Genomic DNA, 23742 nt, shown 5'->3' with positions numbered 1-23742 from the left:
CAGTTTTATGGCGTGATGATGGCTAAGTTTTTGTAATTTTTGTCGATGTGGTTTCGTTGGCAAATGGTGGGGAAATTGCTATACTAGATAAATAATAATCAGTCTTTTGATGGAGTGTAAAAGATGAAAAAGCTAGCTACTTTGGCAATGGGACTTCTGCTGTCAATGTCAGTGATGGCGAATACCGCCTATGAGCAGGGCTTGTATTATTACAATCTTGGCACTGATGATGGTTATCGCCAAGCGTTTAGTTATTTTCATCAAGCGGCGGAACAAGGGGATGACAAAGCTCAACTTGTGCTAGGTGCAATGTATGATGAAGGTGTGGGCATACAACAAAATTATCATCAAGCAGTACACTGGTATAAAAAAGCTGCCAATCAAGGTCTTGCTGAGGCTCAATACAATCTTGGGCTGATGTATGAAAAAGGTTATGGCGTGCATCAAGATTATCACCAAGCCTTTAACTGGTTTGCCAAAGCCGCCAATCAAGGATATGCAAGTGCTCAACATAATCTTGGGCTGATGTATGAAAAAGGTTATGGCGTGCGTCAAGATTATCAAAAAGCGGTAGAATGGTACACCAAAGCTGCCAATCAAGGGCTTGCTGAGGCTCAAACCAATCTTGGGCTGATGTATGAAAAAGGTCACGGCGTACGCCAAGATTATCAAAAAGCGGTAGAATGGTACGCCAAAGCCGCCAATCAAGGGCTTGCTGAGGCTCAGGTAAATTTAGGATATATGTACGGTCATGGCTATGGTGTCCGCCAAGATTATAAACAAGCCTTTAACTGGTTTGCCAAAGCCGCTGCCCAAAACAATGCCGTGGCTCAATACAATCTTGGCGTGATGTATCGCCAAGGTCAAGGCGTACGCCAAGATTATCATCAAGCAGTACAATGGTACACCAAAGCCGCCAATCAAGGGCATGCAGGCGCTCAGGTAAATTTAGGCAATATGTACAGACACGGCTATGGTGTCCGTCAAGATTATAAACAAGCCTTTAACTGGTATGCCAAAGCCACCGCCCAAAACAATGCCATGGCTCAATACAATATAGCCACCCTTTATTATAATGGCTGGGGTGTCCGCCAAAGCTACTCACTCGCCAAACAATGGCTTGGTAAAGCCTGCGATAACGGCTATCAAGACGGCTGTGATGCATATCGTGAGCTAAACCAACAAGGTTATTAAAATATAAAGGCAAATCATGTATCTGTATATGCTAAAAATCGGTGCTACGCCAAAGGGTCGGCTGATCGAACAGCATGATATTTTCTTTGGCATCGCCGATGATGTGCGTGAGCTGATACCGCATTTTGAATCGGCTTGGCCAGAAATCAAAGATATTTGGCATCTGGACGCCTATCGCAAAATTACTGCTGTTGATGGCTATCTTATTGAGATTATCAATAAAGACGATCATCCCAATAACCCACCCAACGTCAAACATTTATATTTTGTCAATCTTGGTGGCTACAAGCCCAATCATTTTGAAGAATATCATCACAAATTATTGATTATCGCTGATGATATCCATCAAGCGACCGCCATCGCCAAACAGAGTGAGTTTTATCAAGCATTTGACATCGCAGGTACTCGAGCGACATCGCATATCGATGATAAGTATGGCGTGGATATTGATGAGATTCACAATGTCAGTGATGTGCTGCCCCAAGCGTTCAAAGACCGCTACCGTCTGCGTATCACTGCAGATAGCACGGCTACCCCTGATGAGATGGTGATTGGCTATCTGCCGAAGAAGATGTTTGTGTGATACAATGGTGGCAAAGATATTTTAATGAGCGACGCCATGACCCGCCCTATTCGCCACGCTATTTATAAAGCCACGCCTGCTGACTTTATCGTCACCGAACAGCTTGCCATCGAGCACACCCACGATGGCGAACATCTGTGGTTATACATCACCAAAATCAATCTGAACACCGCCTATGTCGCACGGCTACTGGCTGACTGGGCAGGTGTGCCTACAGCAGATGTCGGCTATTCGGGGCTAAAAGACCGCCATGCCATCACCCATCAGTGGTTCAGTATTCGCCTGCCGACCAAGGCGGTGCCGAGTGTGTCATTTACCGACTTTATCAAGCCGCATCTGCACGATGACGAGTCCGTCCACATCAGCGAGCAAGTGTGGCACGGTCGCAAGCTAGGTCGTGGTACGCACAAATCCAATCACTTCACCATCACCCTACACGCCATCACAGGCGATCAAACCACCATCGATGATAGGCTAAATCAAATCAAAACCAATGGCGTGCCAAACTATTTTGGCGAACAGCGGTTTGGCAATGACCAAGGCAATATCCAGAAGGCTCAGGGATTTTTTGAAAAAATCCTAGCCATGCCCAAGCCCTACCGCTCTAATAAAAAAACCGCTCATCGTAACAGCCTACTGATCTCGACCGCTCGCAGTGTGCTGTTTAATGCCATGCTGGATGCTCGTGTGGCAGATGACAGCTGGCAGACGGCGATCGATGGTGATGTATTTAATCTAGATGGCACAGGCTCAATTTTTGTCGCTGATATCGATGATGACATCCGCACTCGCCTGAGGACTTGTGATATCCACCCAACCGCTCCACTGTTTGGCACAGGTACGCCCAAGCATACCGCTGATGCAGCCGCACTGTATGATGGCGTGCTTGGTCGGGATGAATTTACGGTATTTTGCCAAGGACTACTGAAGATTGATGCCAAAATGAGCTATCGCCCCTTACGCCTATTGGTGCGGGCATTGACTTGGCACTGGGCAGATGATGTGTCATTGGTGCTGAATTTTGAACTACCTAAGGGGGCATTTGCCACAGTGGTACTATCGGCTTTGGTGGATGAGCTGGTAATGGGATCATCATCACCAGACACATCAGATGCGTAACAAGCACAAGATTTCACATTGATGATTGAGAAGATTTATGACTTATCCTAGCAGTATTTTATTTGTTTGTCTTGGCAATATCTGCCGATCGCCTGCTGCCGAAGCGGTGATGGCGACCAAAATTGCCAATGCTCACCTACCCATTCGCCTAGACTCAGCAGGCACCGCCAATTATCACACAGGCAATCCGCCTGACGCTCGCAGTATCAAAGTTGGTCGGTCTCTAGGCTATGATTTATCAAGCTTAAGAGCCAGACAGATCAGCGTGACAGACTTTTATGAATTTGAGCTCATCTTTGCGATGGATGAGAGCAATTTGGCAAATTTAAGCAAACTACGCACCCAAGCCGAACAGCTTGCAGATGCTCGCACGGTGGCACGCTTGCAGTTATTTGATCCAACTGGCAAAGCCGTTGCCGATCCTTATTATGGGGATGAGTCTGATTTTGTGGCGATGTATGCGCATTTAGAATCGGTGGCTGATCAGCACTTGATCGCATGGCAAGCGGATCAATAAAATCGTGATTATCCATACACCAAAGCTCGGCATATACCGAGCTTTTGATTGCTTTATCATTTAAGGATGTTTGAGATCATTTGGCAAATTGACGCTTTAGACGCACCGCAAGCCAAATCAGCACCACGATGCCGATGACAGCAATGAACATCCCAACCACAGGAAACAGAATCGACACTGCCGACAGCCCGATCGCCGCGCCCGTTTCTGCCATGCCGATGGCAGGATTGGCTGTGCCTGCTGTGGTCACTGTCGATACCGCCCTTGTCGCTGCCGATGTGGTCTTGATGGTCGCAGCTGCCCCACCACCTGCGACGATGGCAAGCGCCCAAGTCATCGCAGGACTCATGTCTGTCAAGGTACTCGCCATCACGAGCGTCCCTGCCACGCCTGCCAATGGCACAGCGATGGTGTCTAGTAGGTTATCCACCACAGGCACCAGATAGCTGATCGATTCAACCACACTGGCAACACCTAAGATAATCAAGGCTGACAAGCTACCCACCCACGCCCAAGTGTCATTGAGCGGTATGATGCCAAAATACGATGCCAATGACAATCCAAATAATGGCACAAATACCCGAAAGCCTGTACTTGCTGCCAGACCAATCCCCAAACAAATGCTAATAATCATCTCAACAGTCATAACTCCACCCTTTATCCTAAGCCAAAATCATACTTCAAAATACTTCTGCAAACCCTCATTAATCCCATCATGAATCATCCCTTTTAATGGCTTGGCGAAAAATCCAAGCGATGCTTCAAAGGTGATTTTTTGGGCATCAAGCACTGCTTTGGCATCCACGCCTGCCTTGCTGATACTGGCAGTATCCATCGACTCGTCTTCGGCATAACTGGCTTTTAATCCAAACTGCTGCTCTGCCTCACCCAGCCACTGTTTGGCTCTATCTCGCGCGGTGGCAAAATCAAAATTGTGTGTTTTTTCGATACGAATATCGCTCATTGCTATGCTCGTTTTGTAAAGTCTGGCTTATTTTATACCACCATCACCCAAAATTCCGTGCTATTTTGTAACTATGATGGATGGCACAGCTTATCCACACAAATCAATCAAACAAAAACCCCTAAGTCATGCTTAAGGGTCTATTTGTGCAGTGGTGGCAGTCTTAGGTCTTTGGCCTTAAGTTTTAGGCAAGGTTACGCCCGTCTGACCTTGATATTTACCGCCACGGTCTTTGTACGAAGTTTCGCAGACATCATCAGCATCTGATTGGAAAAATAGCATCTGCGCCACACCTTCACCAGCATAGATGCGCGCTGGCAGATTGGTGGTGTTACTAAACTCAAGCGTCACATGACCTTCCCATTCAGGCTCAAGTGGCGTGACATTGACGATGATGCCACAGCGTGCATAAGTCGATTTGCCAAGGCAAATGGTCAATACATCACGGGGAATTTTGAAATATTCGACCGTACGAGCCAGTGCAAATGAGTTCGGCGGAATGATACACTCATCACCGACGATATCAATAAAGCTACGCTCGTCGAAATTCTTAGGATCGACGATGGCTGAGTGTACATTGGTAAAGACCTTAAATTCATTGGCACAGCGGACATCATAGCCGTAGCTTGATGTGCCATAGCTGACCAATTTTTCGCCTTGTTCATTATAACGCACTTGACCCGGCTCAAATGGCGAGATCATCTCATGCTCTTCGGCCATTTTGCGGATCCAGCGATCGGATTTGATAGACATTTTGTACTCGTAACTGATGATGATTGGCACTCATTATAAAATATTTGCCAAAAATTTAGTAGCTAATTTTTATTTTTTGGCGAAGTTTATTTATCTATACCACTTGTCAAATTTTTGTCATCTGCTAATATATCAAACAGGATTTACTGTAAAAATTCCCCTACTGTTTGTGTTAATATTTCATGAAAAGGATTGCTCATGAATCGCTTTGACTTTAGCACCGCCCCTTATAATAGCCTGACTAGTCTGCAGCGTCAGACGCTCGAAAAAGCCACCGACATTGTATTTTTTGATGATCAAGCGACCGTCATCCAAGCCAATGACAGCATTGATACACTCTATATTGTCATCAAAGGCATGATCCAAGAGGTTGATGCCGATGGTGAAGTACTTGCTTTATATCATCCATCTGACAGCTTTGATACACGGGCTTTGTTTGAGCAGACTTATCGCCACAGTTTCGTCGCTGTCGATCAAAGCTTGCTATACGCCATCCCAAAAAGCATCATTCGAGAACTGATCGAAAAAAACAGCGAATTTGGCGCGTATTTTTTTGCCAATATCGCGGATAAACTACAATCCCAGACAGGCAATAAGCGGGATAATGAGTTGGCAGGACTATTCACCGCCAAAGTCAAAGATGCCTACCGCCCTTATGATGAGCTATATAGTGGTAGCATCAGCCTACTCGAAGCTGGCAAGGCGATGCAAAAAGCCAAATCCAAATCCCTGCTTATCCACCATGATGGACGCATCGGTCTGGTCACCGAGTCGCTATTTCGTGATGTCATCACCCAAAGCGACGGCATCGTCAATGCCCATGAAGCCGTGCATCATCTGGCGCGCTTTGATCTGATTAGCGTGGATATTGACGATTTTATGTTCACTGCACTACTTAAGATGATGAACCATCGCATTCAGCGTGTCGTGGTCAATAAAAATAATGATCCGATCGGTATTCTTGAGCAAGTGGATATCTTGGCATTTTTATCCAACCACAGCCATCTGATCGCCGAAAAACTTGAAGTCGCGACCACGCTCGATGAGCTCACCGCTGTCGCATCACAGATGACGAGTACCATCTCAGCACTGTTTGCCAATGGTATGCAGGCCAGACAACTGGCACAGCTGATGCAAGTGCTCAATGCCAGATTGTTTGAAAAAGCATGGCAACTCATCGCACCTGCTGATATCGTGGCGAACTCATGCTTGATCGTCATGGGATCTGAAGGTCGTGGCGAGCAAGTGCTCAAGACCGACCAAGATAACGCACTCATCGTCAAAGATGGCATCGACATTGCTACCGTCATGCCTTATGCAGAGCAGTTTTCACAAGTGCTAACTGGCTTTGGCTATCCACCTTGCCAAGGCAAAATCATGGTCAATAATCCGACTTGGTGCCAAAATTTCAGCGATTTTCGCGACATGGTCATCACATGGTGTCGCAGCGCTAGTGGTGAGAATATGATGAATTTGGCGATTTTTATTGATGCCAAAGCGGTCGCTGGCGATGTCAGTTTATTGCACGATGTCCAATCAAGCCTGATGCATCATATCAGCGATGATGTTGGGATGCTGATGGGCTTTGCGCGTGCCATCAATCAATTTAACGAAGATGGGCAAGGGTTTTTTGCGCAATTCTTGGGTCAAAAACAGCACAAAATGGACATCAAAAAAATGGGGACTTTCCCAGTGGTGCATGGCGTGCGTGCTTTGAGCCTACAAGCCAAACTCACCGAGACGAATACCTTTGAGCGTATCGCAAAGCTTGCATCGATGGGCATTATCGAAAAACAACTCAGCCAAGATGTGTCAGAAGCGTTGGCATATCTGATGCACACGCGCCTAAAAAATGGCCTAAATGCCATCAAACACGGTCAAGAAGTGCAGCCCAACCAAATCGCCACCGAACGCCTATCCACACTTGAGCGAGATTTGCTCAAGGATGCCTTGCAAGTGGTGAAACGCTTCAAAAGCTATGTCAGCAATCATTTCAACCTACAATATTCATAGGGGAAAATGATGTTTAATAAACTCATGCACCAGTATTATCGCAGTAAATTGCGTGATAAACGCTATGAATTTTTGTACGACACGCATCCTGATGAGCTGGTCAGCTTTGACTGCGAGACCACCAGTCTTAATGTCAGCGAGGCACAGATCATCTCTATCGGTGCGGTCAAAATCCGCGGCAATAAAATCTTGACAAGCGAAACCTTTGAAATACTCATCAAACCTGAAGGCATGATGGAGGCGACCAATGTCACCATCCATGGACTTCGCCCCAAGGACTTGACACATGGCACGACGGTTGAAGATGCCATTGAACAGTTTTTGCACTTCGTGGGTGGTCGCCCTTTGGTGGGTTATTTCTTAGAATATGATGTAGCGATGGTGAATAAATTTCTAAAGCCCATGCTCGGCATCAAGCTGCCCCAGCCGCAAATCGAGGTCTCGCGCCTATTTCACGCCCAAGAAACCAAGCACAAATACTATGATGCCGAGATCGATTTGACGATGGCAAATATGGTAAAAACGCTTGGCATTCCTGATTTGCCTCGCCATGATGCACTCAATGACGCCATCAATGTGGCCATGATGTATTTGGCACTCAAGCACCGCCGCGTGTGAGTTTGATCACTTGATAGCCATCATTTGCCCAACAAAATCACCATCTTGGCGGTGTGCTTGACCAGTCGATCCAGCCAGCGGCGAGCGACGATGAGGTTGAGCGCATCGGAAGCGCTGTGCTGGGTGTGTGCGCTGTGTTCGATGATCGATAAGCGCACATCGATTTTTTGGGCTTTCATATCATCACCAAACGCCACAAACTGAGTGACAAATTCTGGCGGCAGTCGCTTGGGCATGGCGTTCAGATAAGCAGTCAAAGCCTCAAACTGTACCATCGCCGCTGCCAGATTCTCATCAAAATCCCCGCGCAGCACATCGATAAAAGCACTGTTCGCCAGATCTTCTCGGATCACTCGGATATATACCACCAGCTGCAAAAGCGCCATCAGTCTTTCTTGATCTGTCTGCGACTGCGGCACGGGCATTTTTTGTAAATAATCATCCACCTTGATCAAGCAGTCATCAAGCGGCAGCGTATCGATCTGCTGACCTGCCATCTCACCGCGACAGGCTTTGGTAAATTGATGAAATGTATCAGCTGCGGTACGGCACAAAGCTTCTTTTGCCGCACCGATGGCCACCGCTGGCATCGAAAATAAGCTTTCATCCAGATAGTGCGTATTCGACGCATCGATGCGCTCAGGGATCAGCCGCTCAAGCAGCGCCTGAAAACGACGGGTAAACGGCATAAATATCATCGCACCCATCATACTAAATGCCGTATGAAACAAAGCAATGATCAGCACATTATCCCAGTCTGCCAGCACACCATCACGCACCTGCCAGATCGTCACAGGCATCAGCACAAAAAACGCCGCCACTGCTGTTACGACATTGAACACCACATGCACCGCCGCTGTCCGCTTGGCACTCACCGTCGCACCGATCGCTGCCAGTACCGCGGTGGCGACCGTACCGATATTCTGCCCGATCACCAGTGCCAATGCTTGTGGCAAATCAATCGCCCCGCCTGCCAGTGCTGCCAAAGTCGCCGTGATCGCCGCACTCGATGACTGCAAAAGAATGGTCATCACAATACCTATCAGCACCAAGATCAGTCGTGTCATCAAGCCATCATTTGACCACTGCGCCAGATCCACCTGCTCGGCAAAGCCTGCCATCGCCGATTGCAGAAAATCAATACCAATGAATAACAGCCCAAATCCCGCCAAGCAAAGCCCCAATAAAGCCATGCGATCTTGACCAAGCAGCTTCATCATCGCACCGATACCCACCATCGGCAGAGCGATCATCGATACCGAGAACTTCAGCCCCAGCAGTGCGACCATCCAGCCAGTGCTGGTCGTACCGATATTGGCACCGATGATGACACCGATGGCTTGGGTGAAGCTTAGCACCCCTGCACTAACAAAACCGATGGTCGCCAATGTCGTCGCTGTCGATGACTGCACGACCAGCGTAAAGCCAATGCCTGACATCATCGCCTTAAATGGCGAGCCTGTAAAACGCCCAAGCCACTGCCGCAGACTCTCGCCTGCCATCGCCTTGAGACTGTCGGTCATCAGACTCATACCGAGCAAAAACAGTCCGATGCCACCTGATAGCTGAATGATGATTTGTTGCACGCTAAGCCTTGTTAATTGTTAGTCTAAAATTTTTGTCATTGTAAAATAAACTTCGCTGCCATACCGCCAATGATGCCAAGCGTTTTCATGTTTTTAATTGTCTTAATGCTCACTAATTTGAATAATAAGTTTAATTGATTAGCCTAAGGAATAAGCCACGGCACCAGCACAGGTGCCAAAAACGCCGTCAGTACACCATTTAAAATCAGCCCCAAAGTTGCATATGCCACATAGCGAGCGCCCAGCTGCATCGACCGCACTGTGCCAAGTGCGTGCGATGCACTGCCTAGCGACAGCCCCATGCCCATCGGCAGTCTAAGGCCACATCGATGCAATACCCACACGCCAATGATTTGCCCCACCACACCAGCAATCAGCACCGTCGCCGCTGCGATGCCGATGACACCGCCTAGCACCGTCGTCACTTCGATGGCGATCGGCATGGTCACTGACTTGGCAGCGGTGGCGACCATACTATCTGCGCTACCGCCGAGCAGTCGTACCAATCCCACACCTGTCACGATGCCCACCACGCTACCGATGATTTGGGAGATGATGATGGGTAGCCACTGTGCTCGGATTTTTTGCCATTGGATATACAAAGGCACTGCCAAGCACACCACCACAGGCTGTAGCCAAAAAGTGATGTAATTGCTTGCTTTTTCAAAGCTTGACCACTCAATATCGAGCATCATCAACACAGCAATCACCACCACAGTCGTGACCAATGTCGGGTTGATCAATGGCTGTCCTGTACGCTGACGCAGCCATACGGACAATTCAAATACCCCGATCAGTAGCATGAGTAATAAAAATGGACTTCTCAATAGCTCATCACCAAGGGATAACCACTGCTGCTGCATCATCGCACACGCTCCTGATGCTTGAGATGACGAGATTTTTGCACTCTACGTAGCCAAGTATATGAGCCTGCCGTACTAATCAGCACCAAAATCGTACTTATACTTACGCCAACAAGCAGCACCCACAAATCATCACGAATGATGTCCAGATACTGCATGATAGAGATACACGCAGGAATAACCAGTAGCACCAAATAATCCATCAGCACTTTGGCAAGTTTTTCGACAGTGGCAAGCTTGACCAAGCCTGATTGCAATGCAACAAACAGCACCACCAAACCAATCACGCTCGGCGGTAGTGGCAAATCAGTCAATGCGATGATGACCTGCCCGATGAACAAACAGCCAAATATCACCAAAAATGCCTTTAAAATCATGGCAAGCTCTTTTTATTAATCATTATAGGTATCATCAGCCAATTAAGATTTTAGCCCCATGGCATAAGTCGCCACCAATGGCTTAATCCCAGGGATTTTATCAAAACACACCAAGCCGACATTACGAGCAAATTTCATCACAGGATTAGGATGGGTAAAGCTGCCCACCACGGTATCACAGAATTTGATGACGCGTTTTTGGTCAGCTAGACGTGATTTTTCATAATGTGCTAGGCGGTCATATCGCCCAAAGTCCACTGCACCACCATCATCTGCTAGTGCTTGGGCAAGTAGATTGGCCAGTGCATACGCATCTCTTAGGCACAGATTGAAACCCTGACCTGCCACAGGATGCAGGGTGTGTGCTGCATTGCCCATGATTACAAATCTGCCTGCCACCTGACGATGTGCCAGCACCTTAGATAGCGGATAAGCACCTCGCTTCCCAGTCGCCACGAAGCGTCCAGCATCCGCCCCAAACACTGCCTGTAGGGTCGATAGGTATTTATCATCATCTTCAAGATACTGCTGCTCTTCACCTTTTGGGCAGATAAACACCACCGAACGGCGATAGCCTGCGGTCTGATCTGTACCGCCATCACCCACACCATCAGTCAGTGGCAGCACCGCCAACGGCCCAGCTTCGCTAAATCGCTCAATCGCTTCATGGCGATGTGGCTTATCCGTCTGTACCACGCCCACGATGCCCACCTGCTGATAGTCATGTGTATCGACATCGATGTGTAGCAACTGTCTGACCTTTGAATACTGTCCATCACATGCCACGACCAGTGGTGCTGACAGTATCTGCACGCCATCATCACTTTTTACAGTAATGCTTGCCATCTGTTCATCTTGGGCGATGTCTGTCACGGTCGCACCATCAATCAGTGTAATCAACTCGTTTTGTTGTACTGCCACGAGTAGCTGCCTGCCCAGATAAGCATTTTCCATCACTTGCCCAAAGCTCTCAACACCTTCTGATTGCTTATCCAAGGTCGCTCGACCAAAGCTACCCAGCTCACTGATCAGCACCTTATCAATCCGACAAGCATGACTTTGCAAGCGATCCCATAGCCCGATTTCTTGATAAATCTGCACCGTACGACGTGACAAAGCCGTGTTACGCGCATCCAGATAATGCGTGCGTGCCGTGTCCGCTTCAGGCTCGATGACAGGATAGCGACTATGTTCAACCAGCGTGCTTTTGATGCCATGATGCGCCAAAAGCAGTGCAAATGACAGCCCGACATGACCACCGCCGACGATTAATACATTAGGATTGCTCAAATTCATGTGATTTTGCCAAACTTGATAAAAAATTGTCTGTTATTCTACACCTTTACGCCATAGATGACCAGTTTGCACAGGGACAAATTCGTTAATCTATCACAGGCCAAGCTAGTTTTATATGATTTGACTAATTTTTTAAAAACTTGTGATAGCTTTTGGCTATGATAAAGATAACCACAAGCAATTTCTCTGAGCGCCATCATCATGCTACAATGTCTCTTGTTTTTAATTGATTGCAATAAATCTACCAATGATAAGAAGCAAAGCTTATGACTCATCACGCACCAAGCTTATCCGAAAAATTTACCATCGCCATGATTGGCTTTTTTGCCTTTTTGCAAGTGTATTCTGTGCAGGCGATTTTGCCCGTGCTGATTGCCGATTTGAATGCCAATGAGATCGAAGCAGGGATGGCTGTCGGTGCGACTGTACTTGCCATTGCTGTGATTTCACCATTTATCGGGATGCTGTCAGATGGTATTGGGCGTAAGCCATTTATTGTCGGTGGATTATTGTTACTCGCCATTCCTACAGGTCTGATTGGCATCAGTAGTAGCATGAGTGAGATTACCGTGTGGCGATTCTTACAAGGGATTAGCGTGCCAGGGATTACGGTGGTGCTGATTGCTTATATTAGTGAAGAATACAGCGAACATCTCGCGACGATGATGGCTTTGTATGTGTCTGGCACGGTGCTTGGTGGCTTTAGTGGGCGGTTTTTTGCTGGGCATTTGGAGCATTTTATCGGCTGGCGATATGGCTATGGCGTGATGGCAATTTGTACACTGATTGGGGCGTTATGGGTGCTAAAAACCTTGCCAAAGTCCAAAAATTTTGTGGTCAGTGAATCATTCAAAGAAGCCTTTGAGACACTCACTTCTCACGCCAAAAATCCCCACGTCATCAGCAGTGGCATTTTAGGTGCGTGCGTATTGTTTACTTTGGTCGGCTGTTTTACTTTTGTCAATTTGCATTTATCCGACGCGCCTTATCAGCTGAGCACGGCAGATCTTGCCAATATTTTTAGCATCTATCTCATCGGCATGGTGATTACGCCACTGTCTGCCAAAATCACCACACGATTTGGTATGACGACCACCATCATGCTGGCGGTGCTGACATCTGCCATTGGCATTGGCATGACTTTATTGACGCCATTATGGGTGGTGATCGTCGGGCTGACTTTGATGTCATCAGGCGTATTTGTCACTCAATCGGCGACGATTAGCTATCTAACCAGTCATGTCAAGCAAGGTCGCTCATTGGCATCAGGGCTGTATTATATGTCGTATTATGGTGGCGGCTTTATTGGTGCGTGGATTTGTGCGATTGCTTATGCACAGGGTCAATGGCTGTGGACGGTTGGGCTGATTTTGATGATGCAAATCATCGCACTGACGGTTGTGATCGGTTTTATGCGTGGGCGTGGATAACAAGCCAGCCATGTTAAAATCAAACAAAAAGCCTGAAATAAATTCAGGCTTTTATGTTGGAATTTATCCCTTTTTCTTCGCCGCCAGCATCGCTTGGATATTAGCCAGATAATTTTCGGCGATTTTCTTAGGATCTTCTTTTTTGGCACCGCCGCCTTTGTGAAATGGATAATTAATATGCTCAGCAGGCAACTCATCCAAAAACCGCGATGGCTCCACCGCCTTAAAATCGCTGCCAGAACGCCTTTGTTTGCTTAATAACAAAGTCAGCTCACTTTTGGCGCGCGTGATGCCAACATACATCAGTCTGCGCTCTTCTTCGATGTTGTCGGTTAAGATAGAGTTGTGGTGCGGCAGCAGATTTTCCTCACAGCCGATGATATACACAAAATCAAACTCAAGCCCCTTGGCCGCGTGCAGAGTCATTAAGTTGACCTTATTGGTATTTTCTTCTTCTTGTTGCTGCTCAAGCATATCGAGTAGCACAAGCTTTCGGATCACCGCCTCGATGGTCTTATCTTCCTCATCTTCAGCGCGATTAATGAGTGCGCTGATGCTTGAATACAGCGCCTCAATGTTATCAAGACGCCCTTTTTCTTGCTGAGGATTTTTTGAGTCTTCTTTGATGTAATCGATATAGCCAGTCTCTTCGATCATCTGACGCACCAATGGCATCGGATCACTGTTGTCATATAAAAGCTGGGTATAGCGCTCAATAAACTCACCAAAGTCCATCAGCGTATGGCCAGCTTTCGTGCCGACCGCCTCTTTGATGCCTGTGCGCGTACATGCTGAGAGTAGCGAAATGCCACAATACTGCGCGAATAATCCCAATTTTTCAAGCGTCGCCGAACCTACGCCGCGCTTAGGCGTATTAATCACTCGCAAAAAAGCCGCATCGTCATCAGGATTGATGATGATACGCAGATAGCTCATCACATCTTTGATCTCAGTACGCGCAAAAAACGAGGTGCCGCCTGACAGCTTATAAGGAATCTCAAGCTGTCTTAGCTGCGCTTCCAATGCCCGCGCCTGAAAGTTACTGCGATACAGTACCGCATAGCGATCCCAAGTATTGCCGTGACGCATGCGATGCGTCAAAATCTCTTTGGCCACGCGCTCAGATTCATCAAAATCATTGGCGCAAGTGATCACGCGGATCAGCTCGCCATGCCCCTTATCCGACCACAATGCTTTATCAAAAATATGTGCATTATTGGCGATGACAGCATTGGCCGCGCTTAAGATGCGATTGGTTGAGCGGTAATTTTGCTCAAGCTTGACCACGCTCAATGTCGGAAAATCCTGCTTAAGCAGCGCCATATTTTCAGGCTTAGCACCCCGCCAAGTATAAATCGATTGATCATCATCACCCACGACCGTAAAGCGCGCCATCACCCCGACAATCAATTTGATCAGCTCATACTGTGCGGTGTTGGTGTCTTGATACTCGTCAACAAGCAAATAACGCACCCGGTTTTGCCATTTATCGCGCACCTCTTTGTTATGGCGCAAAATATGCACTGGCATCACGATCAAATCATCAAAATCCACCGCATTATAAGCGCGCAAATGCCGCTCATACAGTCCGTACAGATGCGCGAACATCATGTCCTCAGGATCTTCAAGCGTCTGGGCAGCATCGGGTGGCGCTACCAGATCATTTTTCCAATCCGAGATCATCTTGATGGCTTTGCCGACCAGTTCACGGCTCTCAGCCCCGCTCATGTTATCGCGCACCATTAGCTCCATCAAAAGACGCTTGCAGTCATCAGCATCTAAGATGGAAAAATTTGATTTTAGCTCAGTATTTTTAAGCTCATAACGCAAAAACTGCAGCCCAAATTGGTGAAAAGTCGAGACCGTCAAACCGCGCGTTTTTTCGCTCGATAGCAGTTTTTGGACACGCGCTTTCATTTCTCTGGCTGCTTTATTGGTAAAAGTCATCGCCGTAATGCGATCGGCAGGAATCTGACAGTTTTGAATCAAATGCGCGATTTTTTGGGTGATGACCGAGGTCTTACCTGAGCCTGCGCCTGCCAGTACCAATAGCGGCCCTTGGGTGTGATTTAAAGCGTCTTGTTGGCGTGGATTGAGGTTACTCATGGATACCTTAATTGTATATTAATTATTATTAAAATTAAAAGCTGATTTTAATGCCCATTATAAAATATTTTGGTCAATTTCCCAAATTTAATTGATCAAGCCATCATCACCGCACTGCGCAATAGCCATCGCCATCATAGCTTTGTCAAAGCGGCTTAAGATCTGTGGTTCATGATCGGCTTTATCCAAATAATGATGGCCAAAACACCCCAATTTTAATGGCACACATTGCCCAGATGCCGCTTTTATGCTACAGTGGTTTTATTTTTAACAAGTCTTTATGTCGCTCATTCGCAAACGCAAACTGACCAAACGCCAAACTCGGCAAATTGAACAAAACCAAACCACCCAAATCGACGATGGCACGCTGGCTACTGGTGTCATTATCTCGCATTTTGGCAAACAGCTTGATGTGCAAATCACTGCCTTGCCAGCGATTTTACCTGAATATCACGACCAAGATACGGACAAATCCGCCGTCGCACTGGGTGCAATTTGGCGATGCCACACCCGCACCAATCTACCGATGCTTGCCACGGGCGATACGGTGAAATTCAGCCTAGACACCACCGCCAATCTTGGGCGTATCGAGCAGCTACTTGACCGCAAAACGCTCATCACTCGCCCTGATCGCTATCATAAGGTCAAACCTGTGGCGGCCAATGTCGATGTCTTGGCGATCGTCTTTGCCCCCTTACCCAAGCCTGCGGTGAATCTGATTGACCGCTATCTGCTCATCGCACGGCTCAATGACATCACGCCACTACTGGTGCTCAATAAATCCGACCTACTGCCTGAGCATCCCGAAGTCGCACAAATCATCCAAGAATATCAAGCGCTTGGTGATCAATACGGCTTTAGCGTCATCAGCACATCGAGTATCGCCAAAGATGGTCTAGATACCCTGCATCAGCATATCGATGGCAAGCTGTCTATCTTTGCTGGGCAATCAGGTGTCGGCAAATCAAGCTTGATTAATGAGCTACTGCCTGATGCTCGCCAAGCCACCAACATCATCTCGGTGAACTCACAGCTGGGTCAGCACACCACCACAACCAGTCGCCTGCTTGCTTATGATGGCCAAAATCTATCTGCAGGCGGCATCATTGACACCCCTGGGATTCGTGAATATGGCATTTGGCATCTGTCCGCCGATGATATTTTGACTGGCTTTGATGAACTGAATGAGCTGTCAGGCACTTGCCAATTTCGAGATTGCAACCATCAGAGTAATGCCAAAGGCTGTGCATTTTGGGCGGCGGCTGCCCAAGGCGCAGTATTGCCACGACGCATTGAGAGCTTGACATCACTGATTGATGAAGCCAAAAACGGACAATCTGCCGTTAAGCCACAGGGCAAATAGCACAGCTTACCCTGATAAATCATGTGCATTTACCGTCATTTAACGCTATAATAAGCGTTTGACTAAATTTTTATGGAGTATCCCTTGGAACGCTGGTTTGAATTTGTGGGCAATCACCCATTTTTGTTCGGCTTACTAATCGTCCTTGCGATTGCTTTTTTTGCCATCGAAGGCAAACGCAGTGGTCGCAAAGTACCGCCTAGCGAAGTCGGTTTATTGGTCAATAACCAAAACGCACGCATCATCGATATCCGCCCTGCCAATAAGTTTGCCCAAGGGCACATCACAGGCAGTGAGAACATTCCATTCACCGAACTCAAAAATCGCCTACCTGAACTGCAAGGCATCGAAGTACCTGTCATCATCGTCTGCGATGTTGGCCTACAAGCTGGTGCAGCGGTACAGCTGATTGCACGCCCAAATTTCATGCGATTAGAAGGCGGTATCCAAGGCTACCAAGTAGCAGGTTTGCCACTCGTTGGTGCTAAGAAAAAATAAATCCTGCTTGAAATCAGGCGAACCAAGCCCCATGTAGGATTTATCTTTAAAAAAATGAGTAACCCTTATGAGCCAAGTAACCATCTACACTACCCCAGTTTGTCCATACTGCACCAATGCCAAACAGCTACTGACCAACAAAGGCGTCGAGTACAGTGAAATCAGTATGTACGATTTGACCACCGAAGAGCGTCAAGCCCTATCTGCCAAGACCAACGGCTATCGCACTGTACCACAGATTTTTATCGGTGAGACTTTTGTTGGCGGTTTTGATCAGCTCAATAAGCTCAACCAAGAAGGCAAACTGGATGCGATGCTGGCATAATTGACCGCATCGGTGCGATGACAATATCGCAAACGATAAATCAACAAATTCACACATTGATAGATTTGACACAAGGAGTACACCATGTCAGACGAACAAAACCAACCACAGCTCGGTCTTGAGCGTATTTATACCAAAGACATCTCATTTGAAGTGCCAAATACCGAGGTATTCACCAAGCAATGGCAACCAGAAACGGATGTCAGCATTGGCACCAGCGTCAATGATTTGGATGAAGATTATAAAGAAATCATCCTAACTGTCAGTGTGACAGCAAAACTAAATGACAGCGTCGCTTTCATCGCTGAAGTGCAACAAGCAGGTATTTTCCTACTAAAAAATATCCCTGAAGCTGATCTGCCACATCTACTCCAAGCCTATTGCCCAAATATTCTATTCCCATATGCGCGCGAGGTCATCAGCGACATCGTGACTCGTGGTAGCTTCCCGCAGTTGCTGCTTGCGCCAGTGAACTTTGAGCAAGCATTTTTGCAAGCCCAAGCTGAAGCTGCTAGCACTGAAGGCAACGCCTAATTTTTAACTCCAAAAAAAAGCTCGAAAATATTTCGGGCTTTTTTATTGGCAAATTCAGATAAAGCACCAAACATATTGCAAATATCAGCCAATTTTGATACCTTTAGATAATTTTAATCACAAAAAAGGCAAAGCCATGAACAGCGTACAAGTCAAAATCCTAAACCCAAAAATCGGACAAGACCCAAATTTCCCCCTACCCACTCGTGCGACCGATGGTTCAGCAGGGGTTGATTTGCGTGCGTGTATCGATGAGCCCATCACCATCAAAGCCGGTGAAACCAAGCTGATCGGTACAGGTCTATCCATCTATATCGCCGACCCAAACTACGCAGGCATCATCTTGCCACGCTCAGGACTTGGGCATAAGCATGGTATCGTACTGGGCAATCTGGTCGGTCTCATCGATGCTGACTATCAAGGCGAGCTGATGGTTAGTGTGTGGAATCGCAGCACCACTGATTTTGTGCTTGAACCTGCCGAGCGTATGGCGCAGTATATGGTTGTGCCTGTGGTGCGTCCTAGCTTTGAGATTGTTGATGAATTTAGTGATGTCAGCGAGCGTGGCGCAGGTGGCTTTGGCTCGTCAGGTCGTCAATAAGTTCAGATTTATATCATGTTGAATAAGAAGGATTTTTTTATGTCATTAAGCTTAGAAGATGCCAAGCTCACCGCTGAAGTCATCACCATCGCCCTACCCTATATCCAAAAATACAAAGATAAGCTCATCGTCGTCAAATATGGTGGCAATGCCATGACGGATCCGGTGCTTGAGAGTTCTTTTGCTCGTGATATCGTACTACTCAAGACCGTCGGTATCCACCCTGTCGTCGTGCATGGTGGCGGCCCACAGGTGGACAGCCTGTTATCAGAGCTCGGTCGTGAGTCTGAGCGTATCGATGGGATGCGTGTCACTGACAAAGCCACGATGGATGTCGTCGAAATGGTACTTGGCGGTCAGGTCAATAAATCCATCGTCAGCCTAATCAATAAACATGGTGGTAAAGCCATCGGTATGACAGGCAAAGATGCCAATCTCATCCGTGCCAAAAAACTCTATATGCAAAAAATCGATGATGAAGGTCGTCCACAAGCGGTGGATCTGGGCTTCGTCGGTGAAGTCGAATCCGTCAATAAAGATGTCATCGATATGCTGATCGCCAGTGACTTCATCCCCGTCATCGCACCGCTTGGCGTCGATGCCAATGGCAATACTTATAACATCAATGCTGATCTGGTCGCCAGCCGCGTCGCTGAATTTCTCGGTGCTGAACGCCTACTACTACTGACCAATATCAAAGGCGTACTGGATAAACAAGGCAATGTCCTAACCCATCTATCCGCCGATGATGTCGATGCACTCATCGCCGATGGTACCATCTCAGGTGGTATGATTCCAAAAATCGCTGGTGCGCTCGATGCTGTCAAATCAGGTCTGCGTAGTGCCACCATCGTCGATGGTCGTGTACCGCACGCTTGCTTGCTTGAGATCTTTACCGAAGAGGGTGTGGGTACGCAGATTTTAAGAGATAAATAACATTCAAATTCATCGGCGTGATAATAATAAAAGTCTGCATCAGTGGTGCAGACTTTTATGATGGCGCGACTTTGGCCAACTATATCAACAAAAGCACGCGGCTATGCAGCCAATACCACATAAGCCCAAAGCCGATGCTCAATAACACCACCACCCAAATCATGTGAGCATCTGTGCGTCTTGGGCGCAAATAGGCATAGCACAGACTCAGTACCATGCCCGTCACCGCGCCACCGATGTGACCAGCATTATCAATACCATCGATGGCAAAACCCATCAAAAGATTGATGGCCATGATCATCGCCAAGCTGCGCGTATTCAACTGGATGCCGATGGGCGTCTTAAGCGCAGCCAGCACCAATAAAAACGCGCCCAAACCCATGATCCCACCTGACGCACCTGCACTGACAGGAGGCATAGCGCCGCTCAGGACACCTTGCCATGCAGTATAATTACCCAACAGATTGCCGCCCACCACTGACAACAAAAATATCAACAAGAACAATTTGGAACCAGTGACAAGCTCCACCACTTGCCCAAAATAATACAGCGCAAAGCCATTAAACAGCAGATGCAGCACGCCAATATGCACAAAACCGCTGCTGATCAGTCGCCATGGCTCATCGATCATCGACAGCGGCAAAAAATCCGCGCCGAATCGCAGCAAATCGCGTGTGCTTGGTGCATCGATCTGTACGCCAGCGAGCCATTGATAAGCACTCATCAGCACAAAACTTGTAATCAGCAGCAAAGTCACGGGCGCGATTTTTAATAATCGAGAGATATTCATCGTTCTCTTAGCTTAAGTAAAATAATGGGCGGTCAAATATTCATTCTAAGTAAACTTGGGCAGAGATGGCAATTACAGATGCAAATCATGGCCACAGCGATCACAAAATTTGGCATTGGTTGCGTGGCCAAATTTGCCGCAGTTAGAACAAGAGACAGGTTGCAGCTGTGGACGCATGGTGCGCGTCAGCTCCGCGGTAAAAATCCCCGTCGGTACCGCAATGATGGCATAACCTGTGATCATCACCATGCTTGCAATGGCTTGGCCGATCGGTGTTTTTGGGGAAATGTCGCCATAGCCAACGGTCGTCAGCGTCACCACCGCCCAATAAATCGACAGCGGAATGCTGGTAAAGCCATTTTCAGGGCCTTCGACCACATACAGCACCGAGCCAAAGATGGTTACTAATAGCAATAAAGATAAGAAAAAGACCGTGATCTTATGCTGACTGGTTTTAAAGGCTGCCGCCAAAAACCCTGCTTGCTGCATATAAGACTTGAGCCGAAAAACCCGAAAAATGCGTAAAATCCGCAAAATTCGCACCACGAGCAGATAATGTGTTCCCACAAAAAATAAGCTCAAATAAGTCGGTAGTAACGCCAACAGATCCACCACCCCAAAAAAACTCGTCGCGTAACGACGACGATTGGGCGCAGAATACAATCTTAGGGCATACTCCACCGTAAATAGCAGCGTAAAAAACCACTCAGCGATAAAGAACAGTCGCCCATATTGCAACCGCAAATACAGGACACTGTCAAGCATGACCACCAGTACACTTGTGATGATGGCCATCAAAATCAGGACATCAAACAGCTTGCCTGCAGGCGTATCAGTGCCTTCGATGATGATATGAATTTTGTCTTTTAGGGAGTGTTTAGGGGAGTGGATGAGCGGCATGAGTCATCATACTAAAAAAAGATGCTCTATTTTAGCCCAAAATCATCCTTATGCCTAGCACCGCTTTGTAATCATTAAACAAAAATGACCACCCAGTCGGATGGTCATCGCAGTGCTGTGAATCATGTCAGCATTTTTTGGCTTAGAATTTATCAATAAACTGATCAAATGCTGTGATGAAATTTTGAATCGTGGCTTTGGCAGGCTCAGAAACCAACTCACCTTGTTCATTAAAAGCGCCTGCAAAAATACCTCCAAAATACGCTGCAAATGGCATGGTTGGCATATTAAGCGCAGGGCCAGTCGCGATGGTACGCAGCTGATCAGTCACACGCGGACTACCGCTGGCATTGACACTCATCAGTGCCAAAGGTTTACCGGTCCAGACACTTTGGCCTGCTGGACGAGAAGCGACATCGATGGCGTTTTTTAGCATCGCTGATGGCGCACCATTATGCTCTGGGCTGATCCACAGCACAGCGTCGGCCGCCTTGATGGCATCGCGCAGGCGTGTATAAGCAGGCACATCTTGTTCGTCCAGATCGCGATCGTACACTGGCAAATCAGCGATCTGCACCACCTCAAGCTCTAGTGATGCTGGTGCGACAGATTTTAGATAATTAAAAGCCAGTTGGTTGAATGAAGTCTTGCTGGCGCTGCCGATCAATACTGCTACTTTTTTAGTCATGGTTATTTTCCTTACTAGTTGGCCTTGGGCCACATGATCTACATCGCCACAGTCGTTATGAAATGCCGATGGCGATAATTTAATTTAGCGAATATTCGATGCATGCATCTGACGACGCGATCATCAAAATATCTTTGTTGTGCATATTATGCCGTGAAATCGACTGCTGTACAAGCTTGGTTTTTACAAGATTATTTTGCATTTGTGCAAAGATAAATCAGTTTTAAATTTCATTATTTTTATTGTGCCATTTAAGGATGCTTTTAAAATGATCTGTTAAAGCCATAAACGCCCAATAAAAACGCCACCCATCGGCAGCGTCATTGCATTGATAGTTAATCCTTGCTGATAAACGAATCACAGACCGCCTTGATCAACTGCATGCGTCTCGATCGCCATGTCATACACATAATAAGGATTCTCATCACCATCAGGATTATTATAGGCATTTAGGCGGATGATCTGGCGACGATTTGGACGGTGTTCATAGCCATGAATTTTGCCATAAAATGTTCGCCAAGCCCCTGATCCAAGCTTAATGCCGCGTTCATCATAGCTGACATGACGCACTTTTAGGCATTGCTGATCTCGGCCTGCTTCATCGATGCAGTTGATGGTTTGTGGATCAATTTCCCAAAATAATCGAACTGGCTCACCAAAGCGCACATCATTTTTCATTTGACCTTGCCAAGTTAGCACCTCAGCGCCCTTAATTTGTTTTAAGGTGGCAGAATGCTCTTGAGGATTAACTTGGATCAGCAGCTTTGCACCATTGAGATCATTGGCAAGTTTTGATTCTACTTGATTTAGGTTTGGCGAGCTGCCATCAGTGATTGTGCAGCCCATCATGGTTGAGGTGCGACTGCCTGTGAGGGTCAGCACACCTTCTTGAAACTGGTAATTTTGTAAATTTTGGTTGCAGCCAACATTAAAATAGAGATTTTGATTAAAAAACTCAAGCTTACCCTCTTGGTGCTGAATCGTCCATTCATAGCTGTGAATCGGCGCACCCTGCACTTCAGCTGAGATCAATTGCCAGTTGTAATTTTTAAGCTCGTCGATACTGGCGATTTGATGATCATCAAGGCCATGACTGTCACTGGACTTAGGCAGATTGGCAAAAGATTGTGGCGTTTTGATGGCATCTTCGCCCTTTACTGATGCATCATGGACGGCGCCATTGACCATATCGCCAACATTATAACATGCCGAAAAGCTGACAGCAGCGAAGAGCGAGCTGAGCATCAATAGGGCTGTCGTACTAGACTTTTTTAAAGAAGGTGGCAGTTTCATAATTTTCACTTGGGCTGCGACTGCACTCAACACCAAAGCATGAACAAATTAACAATATATCAATACCAATGTAAATGATTAGGCAAGACAAACAAATATTCAAGGATTGGCCAAGGTCAGTTGTAAATACGATTTCACATATTGGCGATCATTGTATCATTGATCGGGAGATTAATTCCGTAATTTTTGTAATGGTTTTTATTTGAAGTTGTAGCGTTTTGTAAATTTAGTGTACATATATTCACTTATTCATTTGGCGAAGCCAGAACTTTTCAGCCGTTGACATAAATTTGGGGGGAGTTTAAAAAAAAACCTAATATCACACCGCCTCTAAAAAACCTTAACCATAAATCAAAACCCCCAAAGTTATTCACTTCAGGGGTTTGTAAGACTGG

Annotated in this window: 25 protein-coding genes; 13 read left to right on the top strand and 12 right to left on the bottom strand. The window is 46.9% G+C overall.

The window, feature by feature from the left end:
* The first annotated feature begins 123 nt into the window (after positions 1-123).
* The 4 genes from B0681_RS04465 to B0681_RS04450 are packed head-to-tail and all read left to right on the top strand — an operon-like array spanning position 124 to position 3413.
* Positions 124-1194 carry a tetratricopeptide repeat protein gene (locus B0681_RS04465; RefSeq protein WP_228143858.1) on the top strand — a complete coding sequence of 357 codons (1071 nt, stop codon included), beginning with the start codon at positions 124-126 and terminating at the stop codon, positions 1192-1194.
* A gap of 16 nt (positions 1195-1210) precedes the next feature.
* Positions 1211-1777 (top strand): DUF1543 domain-containing protein, encoded by a 567-nt coding sequence (locus B0681_RS04460; protein ID WP_078317558.1) that lies wholly within the window; start codon positions 1211-1213, stop codon positions 1775-1777.
* Between the two features lie 36 nt (positions 1778-1813).
* Complete coding sequence (truD, locus tag B0681_RS04455) at positions 1814-2896, top strand: tRNA pseudouridine(13) synthase TruD (protein WP_228143857.1); 1083 nt, start codon at positions 1814-1816, stop codon at positions 2894-2896.
* Positions 2897-2933: 37 nt separating this feature from the next.
* Positions 2934-3413, top strand: coding sequence for a low molecular weight protein-tyrosine-phosphatase (locus tag B0681_RS04450; protein WP_078317556.1), 480 nt, complete (start codon positions 2934-2936; stop codon positions 3411-3413).
* A 76-nt stretch (positions 3414-3489) separates the two neighbouring features.
* On the opposite strand, the gene B0681_RS04445 is transcribed toward B0681_RS04450, so the two are convergent.
* The 3 genes from B0681_RS04445 to dcd form a co-directional block, all read right to left on the bottom strand.
* Entirely contained in the window at positions 3490-4059 is a 570-nt protein-coding gene (locus B0681_RS04445; RefSeq protein WP_078317555.1) for a DUF4126 domain-containing protein, read from the bottom strand.
* A 27-nt stretch (positions 4060-4086) separates the two neighbouring features.
* On the bottom strand, positions 4087-4377 hold the full coding sequence (locus B0681_RS04440; protein WP_078317554.1) for a polyhydroxyalkanoic acid system family protein: 291 nt from the start codon (positions 4375-4377) through the stop codon (positions 4087-4089).
* Positions 4378-4554: 177 nt separating this feature from the next.
* The gene (gene dcd / locus B0681_RS04435) at positions 4555-5130 is read right to left on the bottom strand and encodes a dCTP deaminase (RefSeq protein WP_078317553.1); all 576 of its coding nucleotides are present in this window, start codon (positions 5128-5130) and stop codon (positions 4555-4557) included.
* Between the two features lie 198 nt (positions 5131-5328).
* Here dcd and B0681_RS04430 point away from each other — a divergent pair, with 198 nt between their 5' ends.
* Complete coding sequence (locus B0681_RS04430) at positions 5329-7143, top strand: DUF294 nucleotidyltransferase-like domain-containing protein (protein WP_078317552.1); 1815 nt, start codon at positions 5329-5331, stop codon at positions 7141-7143.
* 9 nt (positions 7144-7152) lie between these two features.
* A complete protein-coding gene (locus B0681_RS04425) occupies positions 7153-7761 on the top strand; it encodes a 3'-5' exonuclease (protein ID WP_078317551.1) in 609 nt (202 codons plus the stop codon).
* A gap of 20 nt (positions 7762-7781) precedes the next feature.
* On the opposite strand, the gene B0681_RS04420 is transcribed toward B0681_RS04425, so the two are convergent.
* The 4 genes from B0681_RS04420 to B0681_RS04405 form a co-directional block, all read right to left on the bottom strand.
* On the bottom strand, positions 7782-9347 hold the full coding sequence (locus B0681_RS04420) for a Na/Pi cotransporter family protein (RefSeq protein WP_078317550.1): 1566 nt from the start codon (positions 9345-9347) through the stop codon (positions 7782-7784).
* Between the two features lie 143 nt (positions 9348-9490).
* Positions 9491-10213 (bottom strand): LrgB family protein, encoded by a 723-nt coding sequence (locus tag B0681_RS04415; RefSeq protein ID WP_228143856.1) that lies wholly within the window; start codon positions 10211-10213, stop codon positions 9491-9493.
* A complete protein-coding gene (locus B0681_RS04410; RefSeq protein ID WP_078317549.1) occupies positions 10210-10587 on the bottom strand; it encodes a CidA/LrgA family protein in 378 nt (125 codons plus the stop codon). The genes B0681_RS04415 and B0681_RS04410 overlap by 4 nt, the downstream gene beginning before the upstream one ends.
* Positions 10588-10629: 42 nt before the next feature.
* The gene (locus tag B0681_RS04405; RefSeq protein ID WP_078317548.1) at positions 10630-11883 is read right to left on the bottom strand and encodes an FAD-dependent monooxygenase; all 1254 of its coding nucleotides are present in this window, start codon (positions 11881-11883) and stop codon (positions 10630-10632) included.
* 266 nt (positions 11884-12149) lie between these two features.
* On the opposite strand from B0681_RS04405, the gene B0681_RS04395 reads away from it, so the two are divergent.
* Complete coding sequence (locus tag B0681_RS04395) at positions 12150-13313, top strand: MFS transporter (RefSeq protein WP_078317546.1); 1164 nt, start codon at positions 12150-12152, stop codon at positions 13311-13313.
* A gap of 63 nt (positions 13314-13376) precedes the next feature.
* Here B0681_RS04395 and B0681_RS04390 read toward each other — a convergent pair whose 3' ends face one another.
* A complete protein-coding gene (locus tag B0681_RS04390) occupies positions 13377-15419 on the bottom strand; it encodes a UvrD-helicase domain-containing protein (RefSeq protein WP_078317545.1) in 2043 nt (680 codons plus the stop codon).
* Between the two features lie 280 nt (positions 15420-15699).
* Between B0681_RS04390 and rsgA the strand changes: the two genes are divergently transcribed.
* From rsgA to argB, 6 genes are all read left to right on the top strand, one after another.
* Entirely contained in the window at positions 15700-16782 is a 1083-nt protein-coding gene (gene rsgA, locus B0681_RS04385) for a ribosome small subunit-dependent GTPase A (RefSeq protein WP_078317544.1), read from the top strand.
* A gap of 84 nt (positions 16783-16866) precedes the next feature.
* Positions 16867-17280 carry a rhodanese-like domain-containing protein gene (locus tag B0681_RS04380; RefSeq protein WP_078317543.1) on the top strand — a complete coding sequence of 138 codons (414 nt, stop codon included), beginning with the start codon at positions 16867-16869 and terminating at the stop codon, positions 17278-17280.
* Between the two features lie 67 nt (positions 17281-17347).
* The gene (gene grxC, locus B0681_RS04375) at positions 17348-17605 is read left to right on the top strand and encodes a glutaredoxin 3 (RefSeq protein WP_078317542.1); all 258 of its coding nucleotides are present in this window, start codon (positions 17348-17350) and stop codon (positions 17603-17605) included.
* Between the two features lie 84 nt (positions 17606-17689).
* Positions 17690-18139: a protein-export chaperone SecB gene (gene secB / locus B0681_RS04370; RefSeq protein WP_078317541.1), complete on the top strand. Its 450-nt coding sequence runs from the start codon at positions 17690-17692 to the stop codon at positions 18137-18139.
* A 136-nt stretch (positions 18140-18275) separates the two neighbouring features.
* The gene (gene dut, locus B0681_RS04365) at positions 18276-18740 is read left to right on the top strand and encodes a dUTP diphosphatase (protein WP_078317540.1); all 465 of its coding nucleotides are present in this window, start codon (positions 18276-18278) and stop codon (positions 18738-18740) included.
* Between the two features lie 39 nt (positions 18741-18779).
* A complete protein-coding gene (argB, locus tag B0681_RS04360) occupies positions 18780-19676 on the top strand; it encodes an acetylglutamate kinase (protein ID WP_078317539.1) in 897 nt (298 codons plus the stop codon).
* Between the two features lie 79 nt (positions 19677-19755).
* Here the strand turns inward: argB and B0681_RS04355 are convergent, their stop codons facing one another.
* The 4 genes from B0681_RS04355 to B0681_RS04340 all read right to left on the bottom strand — a co-directional run bounded on the left by B0681_RS04355 (position 19756) and on the right by B0681_RS04340 (position 23347).
* Positions 19756-20466 (bottom strand): rhomboid family intramembrane serine protease, encoded by a 711-nt coding sequence (locus B0681_RS04355; protein ID WP_078317538.1) that lies wholly within the window; start codon positions 20464-20466, stop codon positions 19756-19758.
* A gap of 72 nt (positions 20467-20538) precedes the next feature.
* Positions 20539-21366 (bottom strand): ion transporter, encoded by an 828-nt coding sequence (locus tag B0681_RS04350; RefSeq protein WP_078317537.1) that lies wholly within the window; start codon positions 21364-21366, stop codon positions 20539-20541.
* Positions 21367-21508: 142 nt separating this feature from the next.
* Entirely contained in the window at positions 21509-22054 is a 546-nt protein-coding gene (locus tag B0681_RS04345) for an NADPH-dependent FMN reductase (RefSeq protein ID WP_078317536.1), read from the bottom strand.
* 357 nt (positions 22055-22411) lie between these two features.
* Positions 22412-23347: a DUF4377 domain-containing protein gene (locus B0681_RS04340; RefSeq protein WP_078317535.1), complete on the bottom strand. Its 936-nt coding sequence runs from the start codon at positions 23345-23347 to the stop codon at positions 22412-22414.
* Positions 23348-23742: the final 395 nt, after the last annotated feature.

Source organism: Moraxella porci DSM 25326 (assembly GCF_002014855.1).
Taxonomy (GTDB): Bacteria; Pseudomonadota; Gammaproteobacteria; order Pseudomonadales; family Moraxellaceae; genus Moraxella; species Moraxella porci.
The sequence above is the reverse complement of the archived record's forward strand: the minus strand, read 5'-3'. Positions and strand labels throughout refer to the sequence as shown.

What these genes read in the sequence shown, in the direction of transcription:
- B0681_RS04465 (WP_228143858.1), top strand. Translation starts at nt 124, where the DNA reads ATGAAAAAGCTAGCTACTTTGGCAATGGGACTTCTGCTGTCAATGTCA.
- B0681_RS04460 (WP_078317558.1), top strand. Translation starts at nt 1,211, where the DNA reads ATGTATCTGTATATGCTAAAAATCGGTGCTACGCCAAAGGGTCGGCTG.
- truD (WP_228143857.1), top strand. Translation starts at nt 1,814, where the DNA reads ATGACCCGCCCTATTCGCCACGCTATTTATAAAGCCACGCCTGCTGAC.
- B0681_RS04450 (WP_078317556.1), top strand. Translation starts at nt 2,934, where the DNA reads ATGACTTATCCTAGCAGTATTTTATTTGTTTGTCTTGGCAATATCTGC.
- B0681_RS04445 (WP_078317555.1), bottom strand. Translation starts at nt 4,059, where the DNA reads ATGACTGTTGAGATGATTATTAGCATTTGTTTGGGGATTGGTCTGGCA.
- B0681_RS04440 (WP_078317554.1), bottom strand. Translation starts at nt 4,377, where the DNA reads ATGAGCGATATTCGTATCGAAAAAACACACAATTTTGATTTTGCCACC.
- dcd (WP_078317553.1), bottom strand. Translation starts at nt 5,130, where the DNA reads ATGTCTATCAAATCCGATCGCTGGATCCGCAAAATGGCCGAAGAGCAT.
- B0681_RS04430 (WP_078317552.1), top strand. Translation starts at nt 5,329, where the DNA reads ATGAATCGCTTTGACTTTAGCACCGCCCCTTATAATAGCCTGACTAGT.
- B0681_RS04425 (WP_078317551.1), top strand. Translation starts at nt 7,153, where the DNA reads ATGTTTAATAAACTCATGCACCAGTATTATCGCAGTAAATTGCGTGAT.
- B0681_RS04415 (WP_228143856.1), bottom strand. Translation starts at nt 10,213, where the DNA reads ATGATGCAGCAGCAGTGGTTATCCCTTGGTGATGAGCTATTGAGAAGT.
- B0681_RS04410 (WP_078317549.1), bottom strand. Translation starts at nt 10,587, where the DNA reads ATGATTTTAAAGGCATTTTTGGTGATATTTGGCTGTTTGTTCATCGGG.
- B0681_RS04405 (WP_078317548.1), bottom strand. Translation starts at nt 11,883, where the DNA reads ATGAATTTGAGCAATCCTAATGTATTAATCGTCGGCGGTGGTCATGTC.
- B0681_RS04395 (WP_078317546.1), top strand. Translation starts at nt 12,150, where the DNA reads ATGACTCATCACGCACCAAGCTTATCCGAAAAATTTACCATCGCCATG.
- B0681_RS04390 (WP_078317545.1), bottom strand. Translation starts at nt 15,419, where the DNA reads ATGAGTAACCTCAATCCACGCCAACAAGACGCTTTAAATCACACCCAA.
- rsgA (WP_078317544.1), top strand. Translation starts at nt 15,700, where the DNA reads ATGTCGCTCATTCGCAAACGCAAACTGACCAAACGCCAAACTCGGCAA.
- grxC (WP_078317542.1), top strand. Translation starts at nt 17,348, where the DNA reads ATGAGCCAAGTAACCATCTACACTACCCCAGTTTGTCCATACTGCACC.
- secB (WP_078317541.1), top strand. Translation starts at nt 17,690, where the DNA reads ATGTCAGACGAACAAAACCAACCACAGCTCGGTCTTGAGCGTATTTAT.
- dut (WP_078317540.1), top strand. Translation starts at nt 18,276, where the DNA reads ATGAACAGCGTACAAGTCAAAATCCTAAACCCAAAAATCGGACAAGAC.
- argB (WP_078317539.1), top strand. Translation starts at nt 18,780, where the DNA reads ATGTCATTAAGCTTAGAAGATGCCAAGCTCACCGCTGAAGTCATCACC.
- B0681_RS04355 (WP_078317538.1), bottom strand. Translation starts at nt 20,466, where the DNA reads ATGAATATCTCTCGATTATTAAAAATCGCGCCCGTGACTTTGCTGCTG.
- B0681_RS04350 (WP_078317537.1), bottom strand. Translation starts at nt 21,366, where the DNA reads ATGCCGCTCATCCACTCCCCTAAACACTCCCTAAAAGACAAAATTCAT.
- B0681_RS04345 (WP_078317536.1), bottom strand. Translation starts at nt 22,054, where the DNA reads ATGACTAAAAAAGTAGCAGTATTGATCGGCAGCGCCAGCAAGACTTCA.
- B0681_RS04340 (WP_078317535.1), bottom strand. Translation starts at nt 23,347, where the DNA reads ATGAAACTGCCACCTTCTTTAAAAAAGTCTAGTACGACAGCCCTATTG.